Raw genomic sequence first — 21295 nt, forward strand, 5'->3', positions numbered from 1 at the left:
CCGAACACAGCAGTTAAGCCCTAGAACGCCGGAAGTAGTTGGGGGTTGCCCCCTGTGAGATATGGTAGTCGCTTAGCAAATGAGGAGTTCATTGATGAACTCCTTCCCAAGGGAGTTTAGCTCAGCTAAGGAGAACGGAAGTTCGACTTTGTCGAAGCTGTAAGCAGCGCACGACAGGGAGCCAGCGAGTTAAACTTCCCTCCCAAGGGAGTTTAGCTCAGCTGGGAGAGCATCTGCCTTACAAGCAGAGGGTCAGCGGTTCGATCCCGTTAACTCCCATTAGGTCCCGTAGTGTAGCGGTTATCACGTCGCCCTGTCACGGCGAAGATCGCGGGTTCGATTCCCGTCGGGACCGTTAGGATGTCCTTAGGCATTTTGAGGTATCGGATAAGGTAATATTCGGTAAATAGACTCGTTAGCTCAGTTGGTAGAGCATTTGACTTTTAATCAAAGGGTCACTGGTTCGAGCCCAGTACGGGTCATATAGTAAGAAGCGGGTGTGGCGGAATTGGCAGACGCACCAGATTTAGGATCTGGCGCTTTCGTAGCGTGGGGGTTCAAGTCCCTTCACCCGCATAGGAAATGAGCCGGCTTAGCTCAGTTGGTAGAGCATCTGATTTGTAATCAGAGGGTCGCGTGTTCAAGTCATGTAGCCGGCATTTTTTTATAGGAAGAATATGCGAACGTAGTTCAGTGGTAGAACATCACCTTGCCAAGGTGGGGGTCGCGGGTTCGAATCCCGTCGTTCGCTTGGAGGCCGGGGTGGCGGAACTGGCAGACGCACAGGACTTAAAATCCTGCGATTGGTAACGATCGTACCGGTTCGATTCCGGTCCTCGGCATAGCATGAATAAAAGAAGCACCCTTAGCTCAACTGGATAGAGTACCTGACTACGAATCAGGCGGTTAGAGGTTCGACTCCTCTAGGGTGCATATACGGGAAGTAGCTCAGCTTGGTAGAGTACTTGGTTTGGGACCAAGGTGTCGCAGGTTCGAATCCTGTCTTCCCGATTATATGGCGGTGTAGCTCAGCTGGCTAGAGCGTCCGGTTCATACCCGGGAGGTCGGGGGTTCGATCCCCTTCGCCGCTATGTTGTTTGATCTTGTTGGACCTTTAGCTCAGCTGGTTAGAGCTCTCGGCTCATAACCGAGTGGTCGTAGGTTCAAGTCCTACAAGGTCCATACTTTGGATATTTGGAGGATTACCCAAGTCCGGCTGAAGGGAACGGTCTTGAAAACCGTCAGGCGTGTAAAAGCGTGCGTGGGTTCGAATCCCACATCCTCCTTAAGTAAGAATAGCGCGGGATGGAGCAGCTAGGTAGCTCGTCGGGCTCATAACCCGAAGGTCGTAGGTTCAAATCCTGCTCCCGCAATCTTAGGCTCGGTAGCTCAGTTGGTAGAGCAATGGATTGAAGCTCCATGTGTCGGCGGTTCGATTCCGTCTCGCGCCAGTATCCTTAGCGGGTGTAGTTTAGTGGTAAAACTACAGCCTTCCAAGCTGTTGTCGCGAGTTCGATTCTCGTCACCCGCTTTGAACGATTGTTCATACCAAGTTTTTTGCAAAACTTGGGCGCGTAGCTCAGGTGGTTAGAGCGCACGCCTGATAAGCGTGAGGTCGGTGGTTCGAGTCCACTCGTGCCCATTAAATATTATATTTTGGAGAATTACTCAAGAGGCTGAAGAGGACGGTTTGCTAAATCGTTAGGTCGGGTAACTGGCGCGGGGGTTCGAATCCCCCATTCTCCGTAGTTTAGGAGCGTAGCTTTGGCTATCTCCTTTTCTTGTATCGCGTTTTGGTTGAGATATCTTAAAATTCTATAGATATTGTTGATGTTTTAGTAGAAACGACTATCTTATGAATAAATTTAAAAAATCTAAATTTCTTATTCTTATCTTTGTTTTGGTTTTGACAACATCGGGCCTTTTGATGACAACCTATTCGACCTGGCTAGTTACCAATACTGCCAATCTGGTCTCTATGGTTGATGGGCTAGTTGCTAAGCCTTTTAATTTTATAGCAGCTCGTAAGGCGGATCTAACTGACTTGCTTCACACTTATAAAGAAAATGAGCTTCTGAAGAAAAGCTTGTATAGTTTGGAAGAAAAAAGCAATCAAGCAGACTCTCTGAAAGATGAAAATAAGCAATTACGTCAGCTTTTGGAGATGAAAGATATAGCTGCTAACAGGACTAGTCTGGCAGCTGATGTGATTGCTCGGACTCCTGCTAGTTGGCGAAATGAACTGACTGTTAATGCGGGTTCGGATAAGCAAGTTAATGCCAATATGCTAGTAGTTGCTAATGGAGGCTTGGTCGGTAGTGTTGAACAGGTGGCTAGTCACTCCAGTCGAGTCAATTTATTGACCAATAAGGAGAACACAGATAACATATCTGTTAGTATAAAGACGGGTTCTAAGGTTGTCTATGGGATTATCACTGGTTATAGTGAGGAAAAATCAGCCTTTATCATCAGTCAATTAAATAGTGCTGACCAGATTAAAAATGGGGATAAGGTGACAACTAGTGGTTTGGGAGCCTATACAGCTGCCGATATACCGGTTGGTGAGGTGAGTGCCATGTCAGAGGGAGATGATCACTTGACCAAGAAAATATATGTAAAACCGAGTGCAGACTTATCTGATATTCGTGTAGTAATGTTAGTGGGGACTTAGTATGCGTATTCTTCGAGAAAATCTTTGGCTTCCGCTTGTTCTTTTCTTGGCCATGCTTGTGGATGGACAGATTGCAACCGCATTGGCAAACTTACTTCCACTGAATTGGCATCTGGTTAGTCACTTGCTCCTCATCTTGATGCTTTTTACCTCCATTGAGCTGGCAGATTTAACTAATTTTTCAGTCTTTGTCATCATTGGTTTTCTCTATGATGCTTATTATTTCCATGTCATCGGGATTGCTACCATGATTATGCCCCTGCTGACTCTACTGGTTCTTAAGTTAAATACCATTATGATGTCCAATCGTTGGACTAGATTACTAGCTGTCTTGGTCCTAGTCTTTCTTTTTGAATTATCATCCTTTTTATTGGCTAGCTTTTTGCAGCTGGTCAATATGGATTTGGGTCTCTTTATCGTCTATAGCTTGGCTCCCTCAATGCTCTTTAATGGAGGATTACTCCTCTTTTTACAGCCTCTTTTAGAGAAAATTTATTTATGATGAATAAGAAATAGAAATGTAATAAAGGCGTAACATATCTTGCGCCTTTTTTTGTTATACTTATAATTGTCTTATTGGAAAAAGGGGTATATATTTTTTATGAAGAAAAAATTATTAACATCATTTTTATTAAGTACGGTTGTTCTTGCTCAAGGAGCGGGACTTGTAAGTGTTCAAGCGGACAGTACTGATGATAAAATTGCTGCACAGGACAGCAAAATCAATAACCTTACTTCACAACAACAGGCTGCTCAAGCTCAAGTTGATGAAATTCAAGGTCAAGTATCAGCTATTCAAACTGAAAAAGATAAATTACAAGCTGAAAATGATAAATTAACTGAAGAATCAGCAAAACTTGCTTCAGAAATTGAAGAACTTTCAAAAAATATTGTTGCTCGTAACGAGTCTTTGGCTAACCAAGCTCGTAGCGCTCAAACTAGTGGTACTGCTACTAGCTACATCAACACTATTATCAACTCTAAGTCTGTAACCGAAGCTATCTCTCGTGTATCAGCTATGAGTGAAATTGTAGCTGCTAACAACAAAATGTTGGAGCAACAAAAGACTGATAAAGAAGCTATCGCTGAAAAGCAAGTTGCTAACAATGAAGCAATCAACACAGTCATTGCTAACCAACAAACTCTTGCTGACAATGAAAAAGCTTTGACAACTAAACAGGCTGAATTGAAGGCTGCTCAGTTGTCACTTGCAGCTGAAAAAGCAAGTGCTGAAGGTGAAAAGAATGCCTTGTTAGAGCAAAAGGCAGCAGCTCAAAAAGCAGCTGAAGAAGCGGCAGCTAAGGAAGCAGCCTACAAGGCTGAAGAAGCAGCTAAGGCTCAAGCTATTCAAGCATCTGGAAACACTGACTTGGCGGCACAAGTTCAAGCAGTTAACAATGGTGGTTCTCAAGCAGTCGCAGCACCTTCTGTAACTGTTTCTCAACCTTCAACTTATTCTGCACCTGCAGCACCAGCTGCTACTAGCCGTCCAGTGTACAGCTCAAATGCTTCATCTTATCCAGTTGGTCAATGTACTTGGGGTGCTAAGACACTAGCTCCTTGGGCTGGAGATTACTGGGGTAATGGTGCTCAATGGGGAGCGAGTGCGGCAGCAGCAGGTTTCCGTACAGGTTCTACTCCTCAAGTTGGAGCGATTATTTCTTGGAATGACGGTGGATATGGTCACGTAGCGGTTGTTACAGCTGTTCAATCTGCTTCAAGTATCCAAGTATCTGAAGCTAACTATGCAGGTAACCAAAGTATCGGTAACTACCGTGGTTGGTTTAACCCGGCAGCAGCAGGTCAAGGTTCATTCACTTACATTTATCCAAACTAAAAAGACTTTTGATGGCAGTTTTTCTAAACTTGCATCCAAGGTCTGGAGAGGGCTAAATAGCACCTCTCTTTTTTTCTCTTTTGTGTGATTGACTTTTATTTTTAATTTGAAAAATTAGGAAAAAAGCGCTAAAATGATAGATGAATAAAAGTTCGGAGGAAGTCATGTCATTTTCTGATTTAAAGCTCTTTGCCCTCTCTTCTAATCAAGACTTGGCCCAACGTGTTGCTAAAGGGATTGGGATTGAGCTTGGCAAGGCCACAGTTCGTCAGTTTTCGGATGGGGAGATTCAGGTTAATATTGAAGAATCGATTCGTGGGAAACATGTTTTTATTTTGCAGTCTACCAGCTCACCAGTCAATGATAACTTGATGGAAATCTTGATTATGGTTGATGCGCTTAAGCGGGCTAGTGCAGAGTCTATCAATGTAGTGATGCCTTACTATGGTTATGCTCGCCAGGATCGTAAGGCTCGAGCAAGAGAGCCCATTACTTCTAAGTTAGTCGCTAATATGCTGGAAATTGCGGGTGTAAATCGACTCCTGACCATTGATTTGCATGCGGCGCAAATCCAAGGTTTCTTTGATATTCCTGTAGATCACTTGATGGGTGCTCCTTTGATTGCTGATTATTTTGAACGCCGGGGGATGACAGGGAGTGACTTTGTGGTGGTCAGTCCTGACCATGGTGGAGTGACTCGGGCCCGTAAATTGGCTGAATTTTTGAAAACTCCGATTGCAATCATTGACAAACGTAGAAGTGTCGATAAGATGAATACAAGTGAGGTCATGAATATCATCGGTCAAATCAAGGGCAAGACCTGCATCTTGATTGATGACATGATTGATACGGCTGGTACTATTTGTCATGCGGCAGATGCCCTGGCTGAGGCAGGAGCTGTTGAGGTTTATGCTAGTTGTACTCATCCAGTCCTATCTGGTCCAGCTATGGATAACATCAGTCGGTCAGCTATTAAGAAATTAGTTGTTTTAGATACTATTTACTTGCCAGAGGAAAACCTGATTGACAAGATTGAACAAATTTCGATTGCTGAATTATTGTCGGATGCCATTATTCGGATTCATGAGAAACGGCCTTTATCTCCCTTGTTTGAAATTGGCAAGGCCCGTTAAGACTCTGATTTAATTTATTTGAATAGATGATGGAGAGATTGAGTAGGACTTAATCTCTTTTTCTGGTCTGGGATTGGGCTTTTTGCTATCCTTTTCCTTTTATAGTATAATGTTTCTAAAAGATTTTTGAGGTGGGAAATGGATTTAACGAAGCGTTTTAACAAAAATTTGGAAAAAATCGAAATTTCGATGATTCGACAATTTGATCAAGCAATTTCCCAGATTCCTGGTGTCTTACGCTTGACCTTGGGGGAGCCTGACTTTACAACTCCAGGACATGTAAAGGAGGCAGCCAAGGAGGCAATCGATGCTAATCAGAGCCACTATACTGGAATGAGCGGGCTCTTAGACTTGCGACAGGCAGCTAGCGACTTTGTCAAGGAAAAATACAATCTCCACTACAATCCAGAAAATGAAATTCTGGTGACTATTGGGGCGACAGAGGCCCTATCGGCAACTTTGACGGCTATCTTGGAAGAGGGGGATGTGGTATTACTTCCAGCACCGGCCTATCCAGGTTATGAGCCGATTGTAAATCTGGTTGGGGCAGAAATTGTTGAGATTGACACTAGATCCAATGACTTTGTATTAACTCCGGAAAGATTGGAGGAGGCTATTCTGGAGCAGGGAGAGTGCCTCAAGGCTGTCATTTTGAATTATCCGGCTAATCCGACAGGGGTGACCTACTCTAGACAGGAAATCAAGGATTTGGCGGCCGTTCTGGCCAAGTATGAAATCTTTGTGGTCTGTGATGAGGTTTATTCGGAGTTAACCTATACCGGGCAAGCTCATGTTTCTTTGGCTGAATTTTTGCCTGAACAGGCGATTGTTATCAATGGTCTGTCTAAATCCCATGCCATGACTGGCTGGCGTTTGGGCTTTATCTTTGCTCCTGCTCCCCTAACTGCCCAATTGATTAAGAGTCACCAGTACTTGGTGACAGCGGCAGCGACCATGGTTCAATTTGCGGGAATTGAGGCCCTAACAGTTGGAAAAAATGATGCTGAACCGATGAAGTTGGAATATATTAAGCGCAGGGACTACATCATTGAGCGGATGACTAAACTAGGCTTTAAGATTATCAAACCTGACGGGGCTTTTTATATCTTTGCCAAAATTCCTGCGGCCTACAATCAGGATTCTTTCGCCTTTTTAAAGGACTTTGCACAGAAGAAGGCAGTGGCCTTCATTCCTGGAGTGGCTTTTGGTCAGTATGGTGAGGGCTATATTCGCCTGTCTTATGCTGCTAGCATGGAGACCATTGAGGAAGCCCTAAATCGTTTGGAGGAATACTTGGAGGAAGATGCTAAAATCGCTGACTAGTAAGGGGCTGGTTCTCTACAATCGAAATTTTCGTGAAGATGATAAGCTGGTCAAAATTTTTACAGAGCAGGCTGGTAAGCGAATGTTTTTCGTGAAACATGCGGCCAAGTCCAAGTTAAGTCCAATTATTCAACCCTTGACGGCGGCTGATTTATTGATCAAGGTCAATGATGAGGGGTTGAGCTATATTGAGGATTACCAGGCTGCCAAGACCTTCAAGCGGATTAACAACGACCTCTTTTGCCTGGCCTATGCTAGCTATGTCGCTGCCCTAGCAGATGCTAGTATCCAGGATAATCAAAGGGATCCGGCCCTGTTTGCTTTTTTAGAAAAAACTTTGGACTTGATGGAGCAGGGCCTGGACTATGAGGTTTTGACCAATATTTTTGAAATTCAAATTCTGTCGCGCTTCGGTGTTCAATTAAACCTGCATGACTGTGCCTTTTGTCATCGGGCCAATCTAGCCTTTGATTTTTCCTTTAAATATGGCGGGGTCTTATGTCCAGCCCATTATCATCAGGATGAGCGACGTTGCCATCTCAATCCCAATGTTTTATTTTTATTGGATCAATTTCAGGCTGTGGAATTCGATGATTTGGAGACCATCTCGCTCAAGGCAGACATTAAGCAGGAATTACGCCAATTTATCGACCTACTGTATGATGAGTATGTCGGTCTTCACTTAAAATCCAAGAAATTCATTGATTCCCTGGGAGACTGGGGAACTATCTTAAAAAATCGTCAAGATAAGGAGTCACTATGAAAAAAATCGCCATTGATGCTATGGGAGGGGATCATGCCCCTCAAGCTCTGGTGGAGGGAGCTAATCAGGCTCTGGAGAAGTTTTCGGATATCGAGCTTATTTTATATGGGGATGAGGAGCAAATCAAACCGCTCCTCAAGGCCCGGGAGCGGGTATCCATTGTCCATACCAAGGAGAAGATTCAGTCGGACGATGAGCCAACTAAGGCCATCCGCAAGAAAAAAGAGGCCAGTATGGTTTTGGCGGCCAAGGCTGTCAAGAATGGTGAGGCGGATGCAGTTTTATCTGCTGGTAATACGGGAGCTCTCTTGGCTGCGGGCTTCTTCATTATCGGTCGGATTAAGCAGATTGATCGACCAGGCCTGATGTCGACCTTGCCGACTGTGGATGGGCGAGGCTTTGATATGCTAGATTTGGGGGCTAATGCTGAAAATACCGCCCACCACTTGCACCAGTATGCGATCCTGGGGAGTTTTTATGCCAAGCATGTCCGAGGGATTGAGCGGCCTCGGATCGGTCTTTTAAATAATGGAACAGAAAGCAGCAAGGGGGACCCCTTGCGTAAGGAAACTTATGAGCTTCTGACCAATGATTCTGCTATCAATTTTGTGGGCAATGTCGAGGCGCGGGATTTGATGTCTGGCGTGGCCGATGTTGTTGTGACAGATGGTTTTACGGGCAATGCTGTGCTCAAATCCATCGAGGGGACAGCCATGAGTATCATGGGGCAACTCAAGAAGTCAATTTTAGCTGGCGGTCTGAAAGCCAAAATAGGCGCCCTCTTACTCAAGGATAGTTTGAAAGATTTAAAGCAGAGTTTGGACTATTCAGATGCAGGGGGGGCAGTTTTGTTTGGGCTTAAGGCGCCTGTGGTCAAGACCCATGGCTCTAGTGATGCCAAGGCTGTTTTCAGCACCATTGCTCAAATTAGGACCATGTTAGAGTCCGATGTTGTGGGCAAGTCGGTTGTAGAATTTTCAAAAGAGGTAGAGGAAAAATGACTCAAAAAGAAAGTTATCAAAAAGTAGTGGAACTCATTCAAAAGTGGCAGGGAAAGGACTTTGAGGTGACTCCTAGTTTTAATATTAAGGATGAACTAGGGGCTGATTCTGTGGATGTCATGGAGTTTATCTTGACAGTGGAAGATGAATTTGGAATTGAAATCTCTGATGAAGATATCGATCATTTGGCAACGGTGGCTGATGTGGTAGCCTATGTTGATAAAAAGACTAAACCGCTCACTTAGTTTCTTTTATAAAAGGTCAAGGGCCTGGGATAGGAATTCTTTCTGGAAAGAAAGGGCTTCTATCCTGGCTTTTTTCTCTTTCTTAGAAATTCTGATTTTTTACTTTTTTGTAAACGGATAATATACGGATACTCCTTGAAAAATAAACTTTAATGTGATAGACTTAAGGCAGTAAAAGATGAAAGGCGAATATTGAAATGAAAAATCAGTTGCTATATTCGGGAAAAGCGAAGGATATCTACTCGACCGACCGGGAAGGAGTCATTTTGGCCCAATACAAGGACCAGGCGACGGCCCTAAACGGGGTTAAAAAGGAGCAGGTAGCAGGTAAGGGGCGTTTGAATAATCAGATTTCTTCCTTAATTTTTCAGCACTTGAATGAGGCTGGAATTGCAACCCACTTTATTGAGCAGCTTTCAGAGACGGAGCAGCTTAATCAAGAGGTCAGCATTATTCCTTTGGAAGTGGTCCTGCGTAATTATACGGCTGGTTCTTTCTCCAAACGTTTTGGCCTAAAAGAGGGAATCAAGCTCAAGCAGCCTATTTTGGAGTTTTACTACAAAAATGATGACTTAGATGATCCCTTCATCAATGATGAGCATGTCGCCTTTTTAGATTTGGCTACTGCTGATGAGCTGGCCTTTTTGAAGGCTGAAACCTTGCGCATCAATGAGGTTTTGCAGGCCTTATTTGCGGATATTGGGCTGACCTTAATCGACTATAAATTGGAATTTGGTCGGACCAAAGAGGGACAGATTATCCTGGCTGATGAGGTGTCACCAGATACTTGTCGCTTGTGGGATGCCGCAGGCAATCACATGGACAAGGATGTCTTTCGTCGTGGTTTGGGGGATTTGACTGATGTTTATCAGGTAGTCTTGGCCAAGTTAGAAGATAAATTTAAAAAATAAGGGTAGGAAAATGGATAAACGGATTTTCGTTGAAAAAAAAGCTGATTTTCAAGTAAAGGCAGCCAGTCTGCTTCAGGAATTGCGCCACCAATTGCAGGTGACGTCCTTGACGCAATTACGCATCATTCAGGTCTATGATGTCTTTCATCTTCAAGAAGAACTTCTTGCTCAGGCTGAGCAGAGGATTTTTTCTGAGCCTGTGACCGATGAGCTCCTGCCAGCAGCAGAAGTGAGTCAGGCCTTGGCTCGCCATCAATTTTTTGCAATCGAGGCCCTGCCTGGTCAATTTGACCAGCGGGCGGCTAGCAGTAAAGAGGCCCTCTTCCTACTAGGGGCCCCTGAAGCCCAGGTCAAGACGGCCCAGCTCTACTTGCTCAATCCGGAAGTGAGCGCTAGTGATCTAGCAGCCATCAAGAAATACTTGCTCAATCCGGTGGATTCTCGCTTTAAGGATATTGAACGAGAGTTGACTTTGGAGCAATTTTCTCAATCGGACCAAGCCATTCCGGTCCTAGACTTTTTTGCTGACTACAAAGAGGCAGACTTTAAGGCCTATAAAGAAGACAAGGGCTTGGCTATGGAAGTGGCTGACCTGCTCTTTATCCAGGATTATTTCAAGTCCTTGGGGCGTTTTCCGACCGAGACCGAACTTAGGGTTTTGGATACCTATTGGTCAGACCATTGTCGGCATACAACCTTTGAGACAGAGTTGAGGCAGATTGACTTTTCGGCATCCCAATTTAAGGACCAATTGCAGGCGACCTATGAGCGTTATTTAGCTATGCGCAAGGACTTGGGCCGGACTGATAAGCCTCAAACTCTTATGGATATGGCAACGATTTTTGGTCGTTATGAACGGGCCCATGGGCGCTTGGACGATATGGAAGTTTCCGATGAAATCAATGCTTGCTCGGTCGAAATTGAAGTTGATGTGGATGGGGTGAAAGAGCCTTGGTTGCTCATGTTTAAAAATGAAACCCATAACCACCCAACTGAAATTGAACCCTTTGGTGGGGCAGCGACCTGTATTGGTGGAGCGATTCGGGATCCTCTTTCTGGTCGTTCCTATGTTTATCAGGCTATGCGGATTTCGGGGGCGGGCGATATTACTCAGCCTCTTGCTGAGACACGTGCCGGGAAATTACCGCAGCAGGTTATTTCTAAGACGGCGGCCCATGGTTACTCGTCCTATGGTAACCAGATTGGCCTTGCGACTACCTATGTCAAAGAGTACTTCCATCCTGGTTTTGTAGCCAAGCGGATGGAGCTAGGAGCTGTGGTTGGAGCGGCACCTAAGGAAAATGTCATTAGGGAAAAACCACAGGCTGGCGATTTGATTATCCTTTTGGGTGGCAAAACGGGTCGCGATGGCGTTGGTGGAGCGACCGGCTCTTCCAAGGTTCAGACAGTTGAGTCGGTTGAGACGGCTGGTGCTGAGGTTCAAAAGGGAAATGCTATTGAGGAGCGGAAAATTCAGCGGCTCTTTCGTGATGCGGCTGTTACCCGCTTGATTAAGAAATCCAATGACTTTGGAGCTGGTGGGGTCTGTGTGGCTATTGGTGAGCTGGCTGATGGCTTGAGCATTGATTTGGACAAGGTTCCCCTGAAATATCAAGGGCTCAATGGGACTGAGATTGCTATTTCTGAATCCCAGGAACGGATGGCTGTTGTGGTGGATCCGAAGGATGTTTCAGCCTTTATCGCTGCTGCGGCCAAGGAAAATATTTTAGCGGTAGTAGTAGCTGAGGTGACAGAAAAGCCTCACCTAGTGATGAACTGGAAGGGTCAGACTATTGTAGATATTGAACGTTCCTTCCTAGATACTAATGGGGTGCGCGTGGTCGTTGATGCCAAGGTTCTTGATAGTTCAGCTAGTCTACCGGGACAAAAAGTAACCTCTGCTTCAGACTTGAAAGAGGATTTCAAGGACTTACTAAGTCAACTCAATCATGCTAGCCAAAAGGGCTTGCAGACAATTTTTGATAGCTCTGTTGGTCGTTCTACGGTCAATCAGCCAATCGGTGGTCGCTATCAGATTACTCCGACAGAGAGTTCAGTCCAAAAATTGCCTGTTGAACATGGCTTTACTGAGACTGTTTCTGTTATGGCCCAGGGTTATCACCCAGACCTAGCAGCCTGGTCTCCCTACCACGGAGCAGCCTATGCTGTGGTGGAAGCGACAGCCCGTCTGGTTGCTACAGGATCTGACTGGTCCAAGGCCCGCTTTTCCTATCAGGAATATTTTGAGCGGATGGATAAAAAGCCGGAGCGTTTTGGACAGCCTGTCGCAGCTCTATTGGGCTCTATTGAGGCGCAAATCGAGCTGGGTCTGCCGTCTATCGGTGGCAAGGACTCCATGTCTGGAACCTTTGAGGATTTGACGGTTCCTCCGACCTTGGTTGCCTTTGGGGTAACGACCTCGACTGTGGATCGGATTCTTTCGCCAGAATTTAAGGCCAAAGACCAGTATATCTACTATCTACCAGGTCCAGCCCTAGCTGAGAAAATTGATTTTGCTAGCATCAAGAAAAACTTCGAGACCTTTAGTCGTATCCAAGAGACCTATTCGATTACTGCAAGTTCAGCGATTAAGTACGGTGGTCTGGCAGAAAGCCTGGCCCTGATGAGCTTTGGAAACCAGATTGGGGCAAGGGTAGACTTGGCAGATTTGAGCCAGATTTTCCGGGCAGAATTGGGAGGCTTTGTCTTTACCAGTCCAGACAAGATTGAAAATCTAGAGCCAATCGGTCAAACACAGGCTGCCTTTGATTTGACAATCAATGGTCAGGTCCTAGCAGGGTCCGATTTGTTGGCTAGCTTTGAGGCACCATTGGAGTCTGTCTATCCAACGCGCTTTGAGCAGGACCAATTATTAGCAGAAGTGCCTGAACAAGCTAGGGAAATCAGACGCAAGGCACCAGAAAGGGTGGAGCAACCCCTAGTTTACATTCCAGTCTTTCCGGGGACCAATTCGGAATACGACTCGGCCAAGGCCTTTGAACAGGCTGGTGCTAAGGTTAACCTCCTACCTTTTGTCACCTTGAGCCAAGCTAGTATCGAGCAGTCCGTTCAAGAGATGATTGCTCAAATCAAGCAGGCCCAGATTCTCTTTTTTGCAGGTGGTTTCTCGGCAGCCGATGAGCCAGACGGTTCGGCTAAGTTTATCGTCAACATCTTGCTCAATCAAGCTGTCAAAGAAGCCATTAGCGACTTTTTAGAGCGGGGTGGCTTGATTATCGGTATCTGTAATGGCTTCCAGGCTTTGGTCAAATCAGGCCTCCTGCCTTATGGTGATTTTGAAGGGGCTAGCGCAAGTAGTCCGACCCTCTTCTACAATGATGCCAACCAGCACGTGGCTAAGATGGTTGAAACAAGGATTAGCAATACCAATTCTCCTTGGTTAAGCAAGGTGCAGGTGGGGGATATTCATACCATTCCTGTATCGCATGGCGAAGGAAAATTTGTGGTCAGTCCAGAAGAATTTGCTGAGCTGAGAGATAATGGACAAATTTTCAGTCAGTATGCGGACTTTTCTGGCCAAGCCAGCATGGATAGCCGCTACAATCCTAACGGCTCCCACTATGCGATTGAGGGAATTACCAGCAAAAATGGTCAGATTATCGGTAAGATGGGCCATTCAGAACGTTATGAAGAAGGCCTCTTTAAGAATGTACCTGGTCTCAAGGACCAAGGCCTCTTTGAGAGTGCGGTTGCCTACTTTAGAAATCACTGATTTTTCTAAACCGGCGAAAAGAAAAGCTAGAAGGGGCAGGTGGCTCTTGGCAAGAGCTAGGGCCAGTCTGTCCCCTACTTAAAATGAGGAAAAAAGATTGACATACGAAGTAAAATCTCTTAATGAAGAGTGTGGCTTGTTTGGTATTTGGGGCCATCCACAAGCTGCTCAAGTAACTTATTTTGGCCTCCATAGCCTACAACATCGGGGCCAGGAAGGGGCCGGTATTTTGGCCAATGATGGAGGCAAACTCAAGCGCTATCGGGACTTGGGTCTGGTGGCCGAGGTCTTTAAAAATCCTGCTGATTTGGAAGAATTGAACGGTCAAGCTGCGATCGGCCATGTCCGCTATGCAACAGCAGGTGGGGCCTCTATCAACAATGTCCAGCCCTTTCTCTTTGACTTTTATGATATGCAGCTGGGCTTGGCCCACAATGGCAATCTGACCAACACCCAGACCCTTAGACGGGAATTAGAAGAGCAGGGGGCCATTTTTGCCTCCTCGTCGGATACAGAAATTCTCATGCACCTGATTCGGCGCAGTAAAAAGGCTGAATTTCTCGACCGTTTCAAGGAGGCCTTAAGCAAGGTCAAGGGAGGCTTTGCCTATCTCCTAATGGCTGAGGACAAGCTCTATGCGGCCCTTGATCCCAATGGTTTTCGTCCCTTGTCAATCGGTCGGATGAAAAATGGAGCCTGGGTGGTCTCTAGTGAAACCTGTGCCTTTGAGGTAGTGGGAGCTGAATGGGTCAGTGACCTACAACCAGGCCAACTAGTGATAATTGACGATCAGGGCCTCCACTATGACTCTTATACGACAGAGACCCAGTTGGCAATTTGTTCTATGGAGTATGTCTATTTTGCCCGGCCGGACTCGGTTATTCATGGGGTCAATGTTCACGCTGCCCGCAAGCAGACCGGCAGAAGATTGGCCAAGGAAGCCCAAATTGCAGCCGATATTGTAGTTGGTGTACCTAACTCCTCTTTATCTGCCGCTTCGGGCTATGCGGAAGAATCGGGCCTACCTTATGAAATGGGGCTGATTAAAAACCAGTACAGTCAGAGGACCTTTATCCAACCGACCCAAGAATTGCGGGAGCAGGGGGTCCGGATGAAGTTGTCAGCGGTCTCTAGCATCGTCAAAGGCAAAAGAGTGGTCATGGTAGACGATTCCATTGTCCGTGGAACGACCAGTCGGCGGATTGTCAACCTCTTGCGTGAGGCTGGAGCCTCCGAGGTCCATGTGGCAGTTGCTAGTCCGCCCCTCAAATACCCTTGCTTCTTTGGGATTGATATTCAGAGCCGTAGGGAGTTGATTGCTGCCAACCACTCGGTCGAAGAAATTCGTCAAATCATCGGAGCAGATAGTCTAACCTTCCTGTCACTGGAGGGCCTGATTGAGTCGGTTGGTATAAAGACTGACGCTCCTAATGGAGGGCTTTGTGTGGCCTATTTCGACGGAGACTACCCAGCCCCTCTCTATGACTATGAGGAGCAGTATCTAGAAAGCCTAGCGGACCATACCAGCTTTTTCTAGTTCCTTTTCCTTGCTAATCTAGCCTACTTTTAGACTAGGAATGACCAACCTTGCTTCCCTAGGGACCAGCCTCATCTGGCCTGGGGTTGCCTGCTATTATCTTAGGAGAAAATCATGTCAAAAAATGCTTATGCCCAATCCGGTGTGGATGTTGAAGCGGGCTATGAAGTTGTCGAGCGAATCAAGAAACATGTCAAGAAAACCGAACGTCTGGGGGTCATGGGAGCCCTTGGTGGTTTTGGTGGTATGTTTGACTTGAGCCTTCTGGATGTCAAGGAGCCGGTCCTAATCTCAGGGACAGACGGTGTCGGGACCAAGCTGATGTTAGCCATTCAATATGACAAACACGACACCATTGGCCAGGACTGTGTGGCCATGTGTGTCAATGATATTGTGGCAGCTGGTGCAGAGCCCCTCTACTTTTTAGACTATATTGCGACTGGTAAAAATGAACCAGAAAAGTTAGAACAGGTAGTCAAGGGAGTAGCGGACGGTTGCCAGCAGGCTGGAGCTGGTCTCATTGGAGGAGAAACTGCTGAAATGCCAGGCATGTACGGTCCAGATGACTATGACCTGGCTGGCTTTGCAGTTGGTGTGGCTGAAAAGTCTCAAATTATTGATGGCAGCAAGGTCGCAGCAGGTGATGTCCTTTTGGGCTTGGCCTCTAGCGGTATCCACTCTAACGGTTATTCCTTGGTCCGCCGTGTCTTTAAGGACTATAGCGGCGAGGAGCTTCTAGCTGAGCTTGATGGAAAGAGCCTAAAGGAAGTCCTTTTGGAGCCGACTCGTATCTATGTCCAGGCCCTCTTGCCCTTGATTAAGGCCGGACTCCTACATGGAATCGCCCATATCACCGGTGGTGGCTTTATCGAAAATATCCCCCGCATGTTTGCGGATAACCTGGCAGCAGAAATTATCGAAAGTCAAATTCCTGTCCTACCTATCTTTAAAGCCCTCGAAAAGTATGGAGAAATTCCTCATAAGGAAATGTTTGAAATCTTCAATATGGGACTAGGGATGGTGCTGGCAGTAGCTCCTGAAAATGTGGACAAGGTCAAGGAACTGCTGGACGAGGAAGTCTACCAAATCGGACAAATTATCCCCAAAGAAGAGCAAAGCGTGGTCATCAAATGAAAAAAATAGCTGTTTTTGCTTCGGGTAATGGCTCTAATTTTCAAGTCTTGGCGGAGCAATTTCCAGTTGAATTTGTCTTTTCTGATCATCATGATGCCTATGTCCTTAAGCGAGCAGAAAAGCTGGGCGTTAAAAGTTATAGCTTTGAGCTCAAGGACTTTGCAGACAAGGCAGCCTATGAGACAGCGCTGGTCCAACTCTTGGACCAGCATCAGATTGACTTGGTTGTGCTGGCGGGCTACATGAAAATCGTGGCCCGCACCCTCCTTGATAAATACGAGGGGCGCATGATAAACATTCACCCGGCCTACCTGCCCGAATTTCCCGGTGCCCACGGTATTGAGGATGCTTGGGCCGCCGGGGTCAAGGAGTCCGGTGTGACCATTCACTGGGTGGACTCGGGCATAGATAGTGGCCAGATTATCCGTCAAAAGCGCGTGCCGCGCCTAGCGACCGACAGCCTAGCGACCTTTGAAGAACGTATTCACCAGATGGAGTATGCGCTTTATCCGGAGGTCTTAGAAAGTTTAGGGATAGAGAGGTTAGCAAAGTAGATGGGTTTATTTGATTTTTTAAAAGGAAAGAAAAAAACAGCTCCTGAAAAACCTGCCCAACAAGAAATAGCAGAGCAAATGATTTCCTCAGCAAGAGCCGATGACAGCAGTCCAGGCTGGGAGGCGATTGAGGATGCATTTAAAGTCCTATATCCGGAGCAAAAAAATCCCAAGCATTATGGCACCTTAGTTAAATATATGTTTGGTGGCCCGGACCCCTTGGATGGCATCAGTGTCTACGATGGGGGTGAATTTTGGCATTTTGTCAGCTATGGTCTGTCAGAACTCTATCAAAAAGAGTCGGATAACCCTCAATACAGTGGCTATGGTATTGAATTTACCTTTAAGCTAAAGAAAAAAGGCCTGGTAAAGGAAGAGGAAGAAATCCGAGCTGCCTGTGGCAATCTGCAAAAGTTGGCTCGTTATGTTTTTGAGACAGGCAATATCATTTTGCCAGAGGAATACATCTATACCAGACAAGAAGAGGGTATCGATCTTACTCAAAAATCACTGCTAACAGGTTTCATCACGGCTAGTGATGACCTACTTTCTACCCTAGACAGCCCCAATGGTAAGGTTCAATTTATATGCTTGATTGGAGCGACAGATGCCGAATTAAGCCAGATTCATAATAGTGATGCTAGTAAAGAAGAAATCAGAAAATTGCTAGCCAAGCTCAAGAGCCAGATGACAGATTATTCACGTCATTCCATGATTTAAAAGGAGAAACTATGACAAAACGCGCCCTAATCAGCGTGTCTGACAAGACAGGAATTGTAGAATTTAGCCGCACTTTAGCAGACCTGGGTTGGGAGATTATCTCGACCGGGGGAACCAAGGCGGCCTTGGACCAAGCTGGAGTAGCAACCATTGCTATTGATGATGTAACTGGCTTTCCAGAGATGATGGATGGCCGGGTCAAAACCCTGCACCCCAAGATTCATGGGGGACTTTTAGCCCGTCGTGACCTGGATAGCCATCTAGAGGCAGCGCGTGCGCAAGGGATTGAGCTTATCGACCTAGTAGTTGTTAACCTCTATCCTTTCAAGGAAACCATCCTCAAGGAAGCCGTGACTTATGCCGAGGCTGTGGAAAATATCGATATCGGTGGCCCCTCTATGTTGCGTTCAGCTGCTAAAAATCATGCTAGCGTGACCGTTGTGGTCGACCCTAGCGACTATGCAACCGTCCTTGAGGAGCTCAAAGCCCAAGGCCAAACAGAGCTAGCAACCCGCCAGGCCCTGGCTGCCAAGGTCTTTCGTCATACAGCGGCCTATGATGCCCTGATTGCAGACTACTTTACCAAGCAAGTTGGTGAGCAGAAACCAGAAAAATTCACTGTGACCTATGAGCTGAAACAGCCTATGCGTTATGGAGAAAACCCGCAACAAGAGGCCGACTTCTACCAAGCAGCCCTACCGACAGCCTTCTCCTTGGCTGCCAGCCAACAGTTGAACGGGAAAGAATTATCCTTTAATAACATTCGAGATGCCGATGCAGCCCTTCGGATTATCCGAGACTTCCAGGACCGCCCAACCGTTGTGGCGCTTAAACACATGAATCCTTGTGGTATCGGCCAGGCTGAGACCATCGAGACAGCCTGGGACTATGCCTACCAGTCCGACCCTGTTTCTATCTTTGGTGGAATTGTGGTCCTCAATCGTCCAGTGGACGCTGCCACAGCTAAAAAGATGCATGAAATTTTCTTGGAAATTATCATCGCTCCTTCTTTCAGCCCAGAGGCCCTGGAAATTTTGACCAATAAAAAGAAAAACCTGCGCCTCCTGCAAGTGGACTTTGACCAGCAGGCAGCCAGTGAACAAGAGGCCGAACTAACCGGTGTTCTGGGTGGAATTTTAAAACAAGACCAGGACACTATTAAGGAAGACCCAGCAGACTGGCAGGTGGTTACCGACCGCCAGCCATCTGAGCAAGAAAGAATTGCTCTAGAGTTTGCCTGGAAGGCCAGCAAGTATGTCAAGTCTAATGGGATTTTAATCGCCAACGACCACATGACTCTGGGAGTTGGGCCAGGCCAAACCAACCGAGTAGCCTCAGTCAAGATTGCCATTGACCAGGCCAAGGATCGCCTGGATGGGGCAGCCCTAGCCAGTGACGCCTTCTTTCCCTTTGCAGACAATATCGAAGAAATTGCCGCAGCCGGCATCAAGGCTATCATCCAGCCAGGAGGCTCTGTCCGCGACCAAGAATCAATCGATGCCGCGAATAAGCATGGCCTAACCATGATCTTTACCGGAGTCAGACACTTTAGGCATTAAGAGGGGATAGCTTTTATCCCAGCTAATGCCGCTATTTGATAGAGTTTAGGGGCCGGAGACCCTTGTCTCGGCCTCCTATTGTTGCCTGCTTTGTTAATAGTAATAGAATTCGGGAGCTGGGAGACTGTCTATCTATCTTGTTAGCCCAGCAAGCTATTCTAGCAGTTGATAAGCAGGCCTTTATATTATGACTTTGGAGGTTGCGGTTACTCTAGACCGCCAGATTAGCGAGACTTGGTTGACCGTCAAGAGAAGCACCGAGATGTTTTTGCCCTAACTTTTGAAGAGGTCAAGGAGACAAGCCTTAAGGAAATTTTCACCAGATAGCTTGCTTGCGAGCCCCTTTGGAGTAAGCTAGATAGGGCACGAACTGCCTATATTGGGCAATATAGCGACTGCAACTGGGAAGCCTCGATTTACTAACAAAACCCCTCCAGACTAGAGAGTTTGGAGGGGTATGTTTTTCAGAATAAAAGAAAAAAGCAGCCTAGCTGCTTTTTCTATGAACTCCGCCAGTAGGACTCGAACCTACGACATCATGATTAACAGTCATGCGCTACTACCAACTGAGCTATGGCGGATTGCATAGTCCGTACGGGATTCGAACCCGTGTTACCGCCGTGAAAAGGCGGTGTCTTAACCCCTTGACCAACGGACCTTGCTGTTTTTCAGACATATACCATTATACCAGTTTCTTTAGCTTTGTCAATAGGATTTTTTTATTTTTTTATATTAAAGAAGCAAAGCTGTCTGCGGAGCTGAAAAGGTTCTTGATTTGTTGCTATAAGGCTTGATGTAGGAGATTTGGAGCCTGCAAGCCTTATTTACTTGGAAACCCTTCCATTTTTGTTATAATAGATTTAAAATGAGGTAAAATGATGAAGATAATTATTATTGGAGCTTCTTTTGCTGGTGTGGCCTGTGCCATGGAGGCGAGAAAGCTCTATCCCCAAGCCCAGATTACAGTGTTAGAGGCAGGGGAAGAGGTTGCCTATATTCCTAATTCTCTGGCCTGGTCTTTGGCTAGTGGTCGGACTTTTAACCCCCAAAACTGGTCCAGTCAGGAAAATTTAAGAGCCTTAGAGATTGACTTGCATCTGACTTGCTCGGTTTTAAGCCTAGATTTGAATCATAAAAGTTTAGAAACGAGTCGGGGTTCTTTTAACTATGATCGGTTGGTTTTAGCTATGGGAGCTAGATCGGAATCGAACTTAATTAAGGGAGCCAAGCAAAACAAGGTTCTAGGACTTAAGTCCTTCCAGCAAGGTCAGCAGGCTTTTTCGGCCATTCAAGAGGCTCAAAGAATTGCTCTGGTTGGGGGAGGGCCGATTGGGATTGAAATGAGTGAGGCCTGTCTCAAGCTAGGCAAGGAGGTCAAACTCTTTGAAGAGGGACCTTGGTTGGATTTTAAGCAGTTTGATGCCCCTTTTACGGAGAGTTTGCTGACTAAAATGGAGGAGGCTGGCTTAGATCTTTATCTGAATGAGCGGGTCCTAGCAATTGAGGAGCAGGGAGCAAATCTTTCATTAGAAACCAATCGGGGTCGGTATTCGGCTGATTTGGTTCTTTTGGCTGTTAATTTTCGGAGTAACAGCCAGCTTTTGACTAACCTATTAGACCTCCACTTGGACGGCCGAGTTTTGGTTGATTCTTATCTGAGAAGTTCGGCCAAGGATATTTTTGCTGTTGGTGACTTGGCCTATTTGCCAACTCAGCAGACTGAGGCCTATACCCCCTTGATTTCAACGGCGATTCGGACTGGTCAGGTTGCGGCTTGGAATCTCTTGGGACCTCGTCTGGCTTTGCCGCCCCTCCTGCGCCTAGTCGGTTATCAGCATTTTGGTCTCTATCGCCTCAGTGTGGGTTTGATTGAGGAAGAGATTTTGGATCAACAGGCAGTTCATCTTCACTTGCAAAAAGAGCGGGAACTCTTATTGCAGACCATTTGGTCTAGGGAAAGCGGAGTGCTCTTAGGCCTACAGGCTATGGGAGAGAAAAATTGTCTGGCTCTGGGCAATCTAGCTCTAGCCGCTATTCGGGGAAAGAGACGAGCAGAGGATCTAGTCCTTGATGAGTTTCTCTTTGCTCCGCAAGATGAAGCTTTAGGCTATTATTTACACCAGGCGGCCTTGGCTGTTATGAGGGAAAGGGAAGATTTATGTTATTAGGAAGCT

The 21295-nt window shown here is 46.3% G+C and carries 16 protein-coding genes and 19 tRNA genes; 33 read left to right on the top strand and 2 right to left on the bottom strand.

What is annotated here, in order from left to right:
* Positions 1–206: 206 nt before the first annotated feature.
* From C4K46_RS09980 to purH, 32 genes are all read left to right on the top strand, one after another.
* Positions 207–279 (top strand) — tRNA-Val (locus tag C4K46_RS09980).
* Between the two features lie 3 nt (positions 280–282).
* A tRNA-Asp gene (locus tag C4K46_RS09985) sits at positions 283–355 on the top strand.
* Between the two features lie 54 nt (positions 356–409).
* Positions 410–482: transfer RNA gene (locus tag C4K46_RS09990), tRNA-Lys, on the top strand.
* Between the two features lie 11 nt (positions 483–493).
* Positions 494–576: transfer RNA gene (locus C4K46_RS09995), tRNA-Leu, on the top strand.
* Positions 577–586: 10 nt separating this feature from the next.
* A tRNA-Thr gene (locus C4K46_RS10000) sits at positions 587–659 on the top strand.
* A 20-nt stretch (positions 660–679) separates the two neighbouring features.
* Positions 680–751, top strand: a tRNA-Gly gene (locus tag C4K46_RS10005).
* Between the two features lie 5 nt (positions 752–756).
* A tRNA-Leu gene (locus C4K46_RS10010) sits at positions 757–842 on the top strand.
* A gap of 17 nt (positions 843–859) precedes the next feature.
* Positions 860–933: transfer RNA gene (locus C4K46_RS10015), tRNA-Arg, on the top strand.
* Between the two features lie 4 nt (positions 934–937).
* Positions 938–1011: transfer RNA gene (locus tag C4K46_RS10020), tRNA-Pro, on the top strand.
* Positions 1012–1017: 6 nt separating this feature from the next.
* Positions 1018–1091 (top strand) — tRNA-Met (locus C4K46_RS10025).
* A 17-nt stretch (positions 1092–1108) separates the two neighbouring features.
* Positions 1109–1182, top strand: a tRNA-Ile gene (locus tag C4K46_RS10030).
* A 14-nt stretch (positions 1183–1196) separates the two neighbouring features.
* Positions 1197–1286 (top strand) — tRNA-Ser (locus tag C4K46_RS10035).
* 13 nt (positions 1287–1299) lie between these two features.
* Positions 1300–1373: transfer RNA gene (locus C4K46_RS10040), tRNA-Met, on the top strand.
* Positions 1374–1378: 5 nt separating this feature from the next.
* A tRNA-Phe gene (locus C4K46_RS10045) sits at positions 1379–1451 on the top strand.
* A 9-nt stretch (positions 1452–1460) separates the two neighbouring features.
* Positions 1461–1531: transfer RNA gene (locus C4K46_RS10050), tRNA-Gly, on the top strand.
* A 37-nt stretch (positions 1532–1568) separates the two neighbouring features.
* Positions 1569–1642, top strand: a tRNA-Ile gene (locus C4K46_RS10055).
* Between the two features lie 16 nt (positions 1643–1658).
* Positions 1659–1746, top strand: a tRNA-Ser gene (locus C4K46_RS10060).
* A gap of 109 nt (positions 1747–1855) precedes the next feature.
* Positions 1856–2671 carry a rod shape-determining protein MreC gene (mreC, locus tag C4K46_RS10065; protein ID WP_209629091.1) on the top strand — a complete coding sequence of 272 codons (816 nt, stop codon included), beginning with the start codon at positions 1856–1858 and terminating at the stop codon, positions 2669–2671.
* 1 nt (position 2672) lies between these two features.
* Positions 2673–3173 carry a rod shape-determining protein MreD gene (gene mreD, locus C4K46_RS10070; RefSeq protein WP_209629093.1) on the top strand — a complete coding sequence of 167 codons (501 nt, stop codon included), beginning with the start codon at positions 2673–2675 and terminating at the stop codon, positions 3171–3173.
* Between the two features lie 99 nt (positions 3174–3272).
* On the top strand, positions 3273–4508 hold the full coding sequence (pcsB, locus tag C4K46_RS10075; protein WP_209629095.1) for a peptidoglycan hydrolase PcsB: 1236 nt from the start codon (positions 3273–3275) through the stop codon (positions 4506–4508).
* 164 nt (positions 4509–4672) lie between these two features.
* Positions 4673–5641 (top strand): ribose-phosphate diphosphokinase, encoded by a 969-nt coding sequence (locus C4K46_RS10080; RefSeq protein ID WP_209629097.1) that lies wholly within the window; start codon positions 4673–4675, stop codon positions 5639–5641.
* 138 nt (positions 5642–5779) lie between these two features.
* Entirely contained in the window at positions 5780–6964 is a 1185-nt protein-coding gene (locus C4K46_RS10085) for a pyridoxal phosphate-dependent aminotransferase (RefSeq protein WP_209629099.1), read from the top strand.
* Entirely contained in the window at positions 6945–7727 is a 783-nt protein-coding gene (gene recO / locus C4K46_RS10090) for a DNA repair protein RecO (RefSeq protein WP_209629101.1), read from the top strand. Before C4K46_RS10085 ends, recO begins: the two co-directional genes overlap by 20 nt.
* Entirely contained in the window at positions 7724–8728 is a 1005-nt protein-coding gene (gene plsX, locus C4K46_RS10095; protein WP_209629103.1) for a phosphate acyltransferase PlsX, read from the top strand. The genes recO and plsX overlap by 4 nt, the downstream gene beginning before the upstream one ends.
* Positions 8725–8973, top strand: a complete 249-nt coding sequence (locus C4K46_RS10100; protein WP_209629104.1) for an acyl carrier protein — start codon at positions 8725–8727, stop codon at positions 8971–8973. The genes plsX and C4K46_RS10100 overlap by 4 nt, the downstream gene beginning before the upstream one ends.
* A 197-nt stretch (positions 8974–9170) precedes the next feature.
* Positions 9171–9884: a phosphoribosylaminoimidazolesuccinocarboxamide synthase gene (gene purC / locus C4K46_RS10105; protein ID WP_209629106.1), complete on the top strand. Its 714-nt coding sequence runs from the start codon at positions 9171–9173 to the stop codon at positions 9882–9884.
* A 10-nt stretch (positions 9885–9894) separates the two neighbouring features.
* A complete protein-coding gene (locus tag C4K46_RS10110) occupies positions 9895–13617 on the top strand; it encodes a phosphoribosylformylglycinamidine synthase (protein ID WP_209629108.1) in 3723 nt (1240 codons plus the stop codon).
* Between the two features lie 97 nt (positions 13618–13714).
* Positions 13715–15154: an amidophosphoribosyltransferase gene (purF, locus tag C4K46_RS10115; protein ID WP_209629111.1), complete on the top strand. Its 1440-nt coding sequence runs from the start codon at positions 13715–13717 to the stop codon at positions 15152–15154.
* Positions 15155–15265: 111 nt separating this feature from the next.
* The gene (gene purM, locus C4K46_RS10120) at positions 15266–16288 is read left to right on the top strand and encodes a phosphoribosylformylglycinamidine cyclo-ligase (RefSeq protein WP_209629178.1); all 1023 of its coding nucleotides are present in this window, start codon (positions 15266–15268) and stop codon (positions 16286–16288) included.
* Positions 16285–16842, top strand: a complete 558-nt coding sequence (gene purN / locus C4K46_RS10125; RefSeq protein WP_209629113.1) for a phosphoribosylglycinamide formyltransferase — start codon at positions 16285–16287, stop codon at positions 16840–16842. Before purM ends, purN begins: the two co-directional genes overlap by 4 nt.
* A complete protein-coding gene (locus C4K46_RS10130) occupies positions 16843–17562 on the top strand; it encodes a suppressor of fused domain protein (protein ID WP_209629114.1) in 720 nt (239 codons plus the stop codon). It abuts the gene before it with no gap.
* An 11-nt stretch (positions 17563–17573) separates the two neighbouring features.
* A complete protein-coding gene (purH, locus tag C4K46_RS10135; RefSeq protein ID WP_209629116.1) occupies positions 17574–19121 on the top strand; it encodes a bifunctional phosphoribosylaminoimidazolecarboxamide formyltransferase/IMP cyclohydrolase in 1548 nt (515 codons plus the stop codon).
* A 507-nt stretch (positions 19122–19628) separates the two neighbouring features.
* On the opposite strand, the gene C4K46_RS10140 is transcribed toward purH, so the two are convergent.
* Both C4K46_RS10140 and C4K46_RS10145 read right to left on the bottom strand, forming a co-directional pair.
* Positions 19629–19702 (bottom strand) — tRNA-Asn (locus C4K46_RS10140).
* Between the two features lie 5 nt (positions 19703–19707).
* Positions 19708–19779 (bottom strand) — tRNA-Glu (locus C4K46_RS10145).
* 217 nt (positions 19780–19996) lie between these two features.
* Here C4K46_RS10145 and C4K46_RS10150 point away from each other — a divergent pair.
* The gene (locus tag C4K46_RS10150; protein ID WP_209629118.1) at positions 19997–21289 is read left to right on the top strand and encodes an NAD(P)/FAD-dependent oxidoreductase; all 1293 of its coding nucleotides are present in this window, start codon (positions 19997–19999) and stop codon (positions 21287–21289) included.
* Positions 21290–21295 lie beyond the last annotated feature (6 nt).

The organism is Streptococcus oricebi, from assembly GCF_017883985.1.
Lineage (GTDB): Bacteria > Bacillota > Bacilli > Lactobacillales > Streptococcaceae > Streptococcus > Streptococcus oricebi.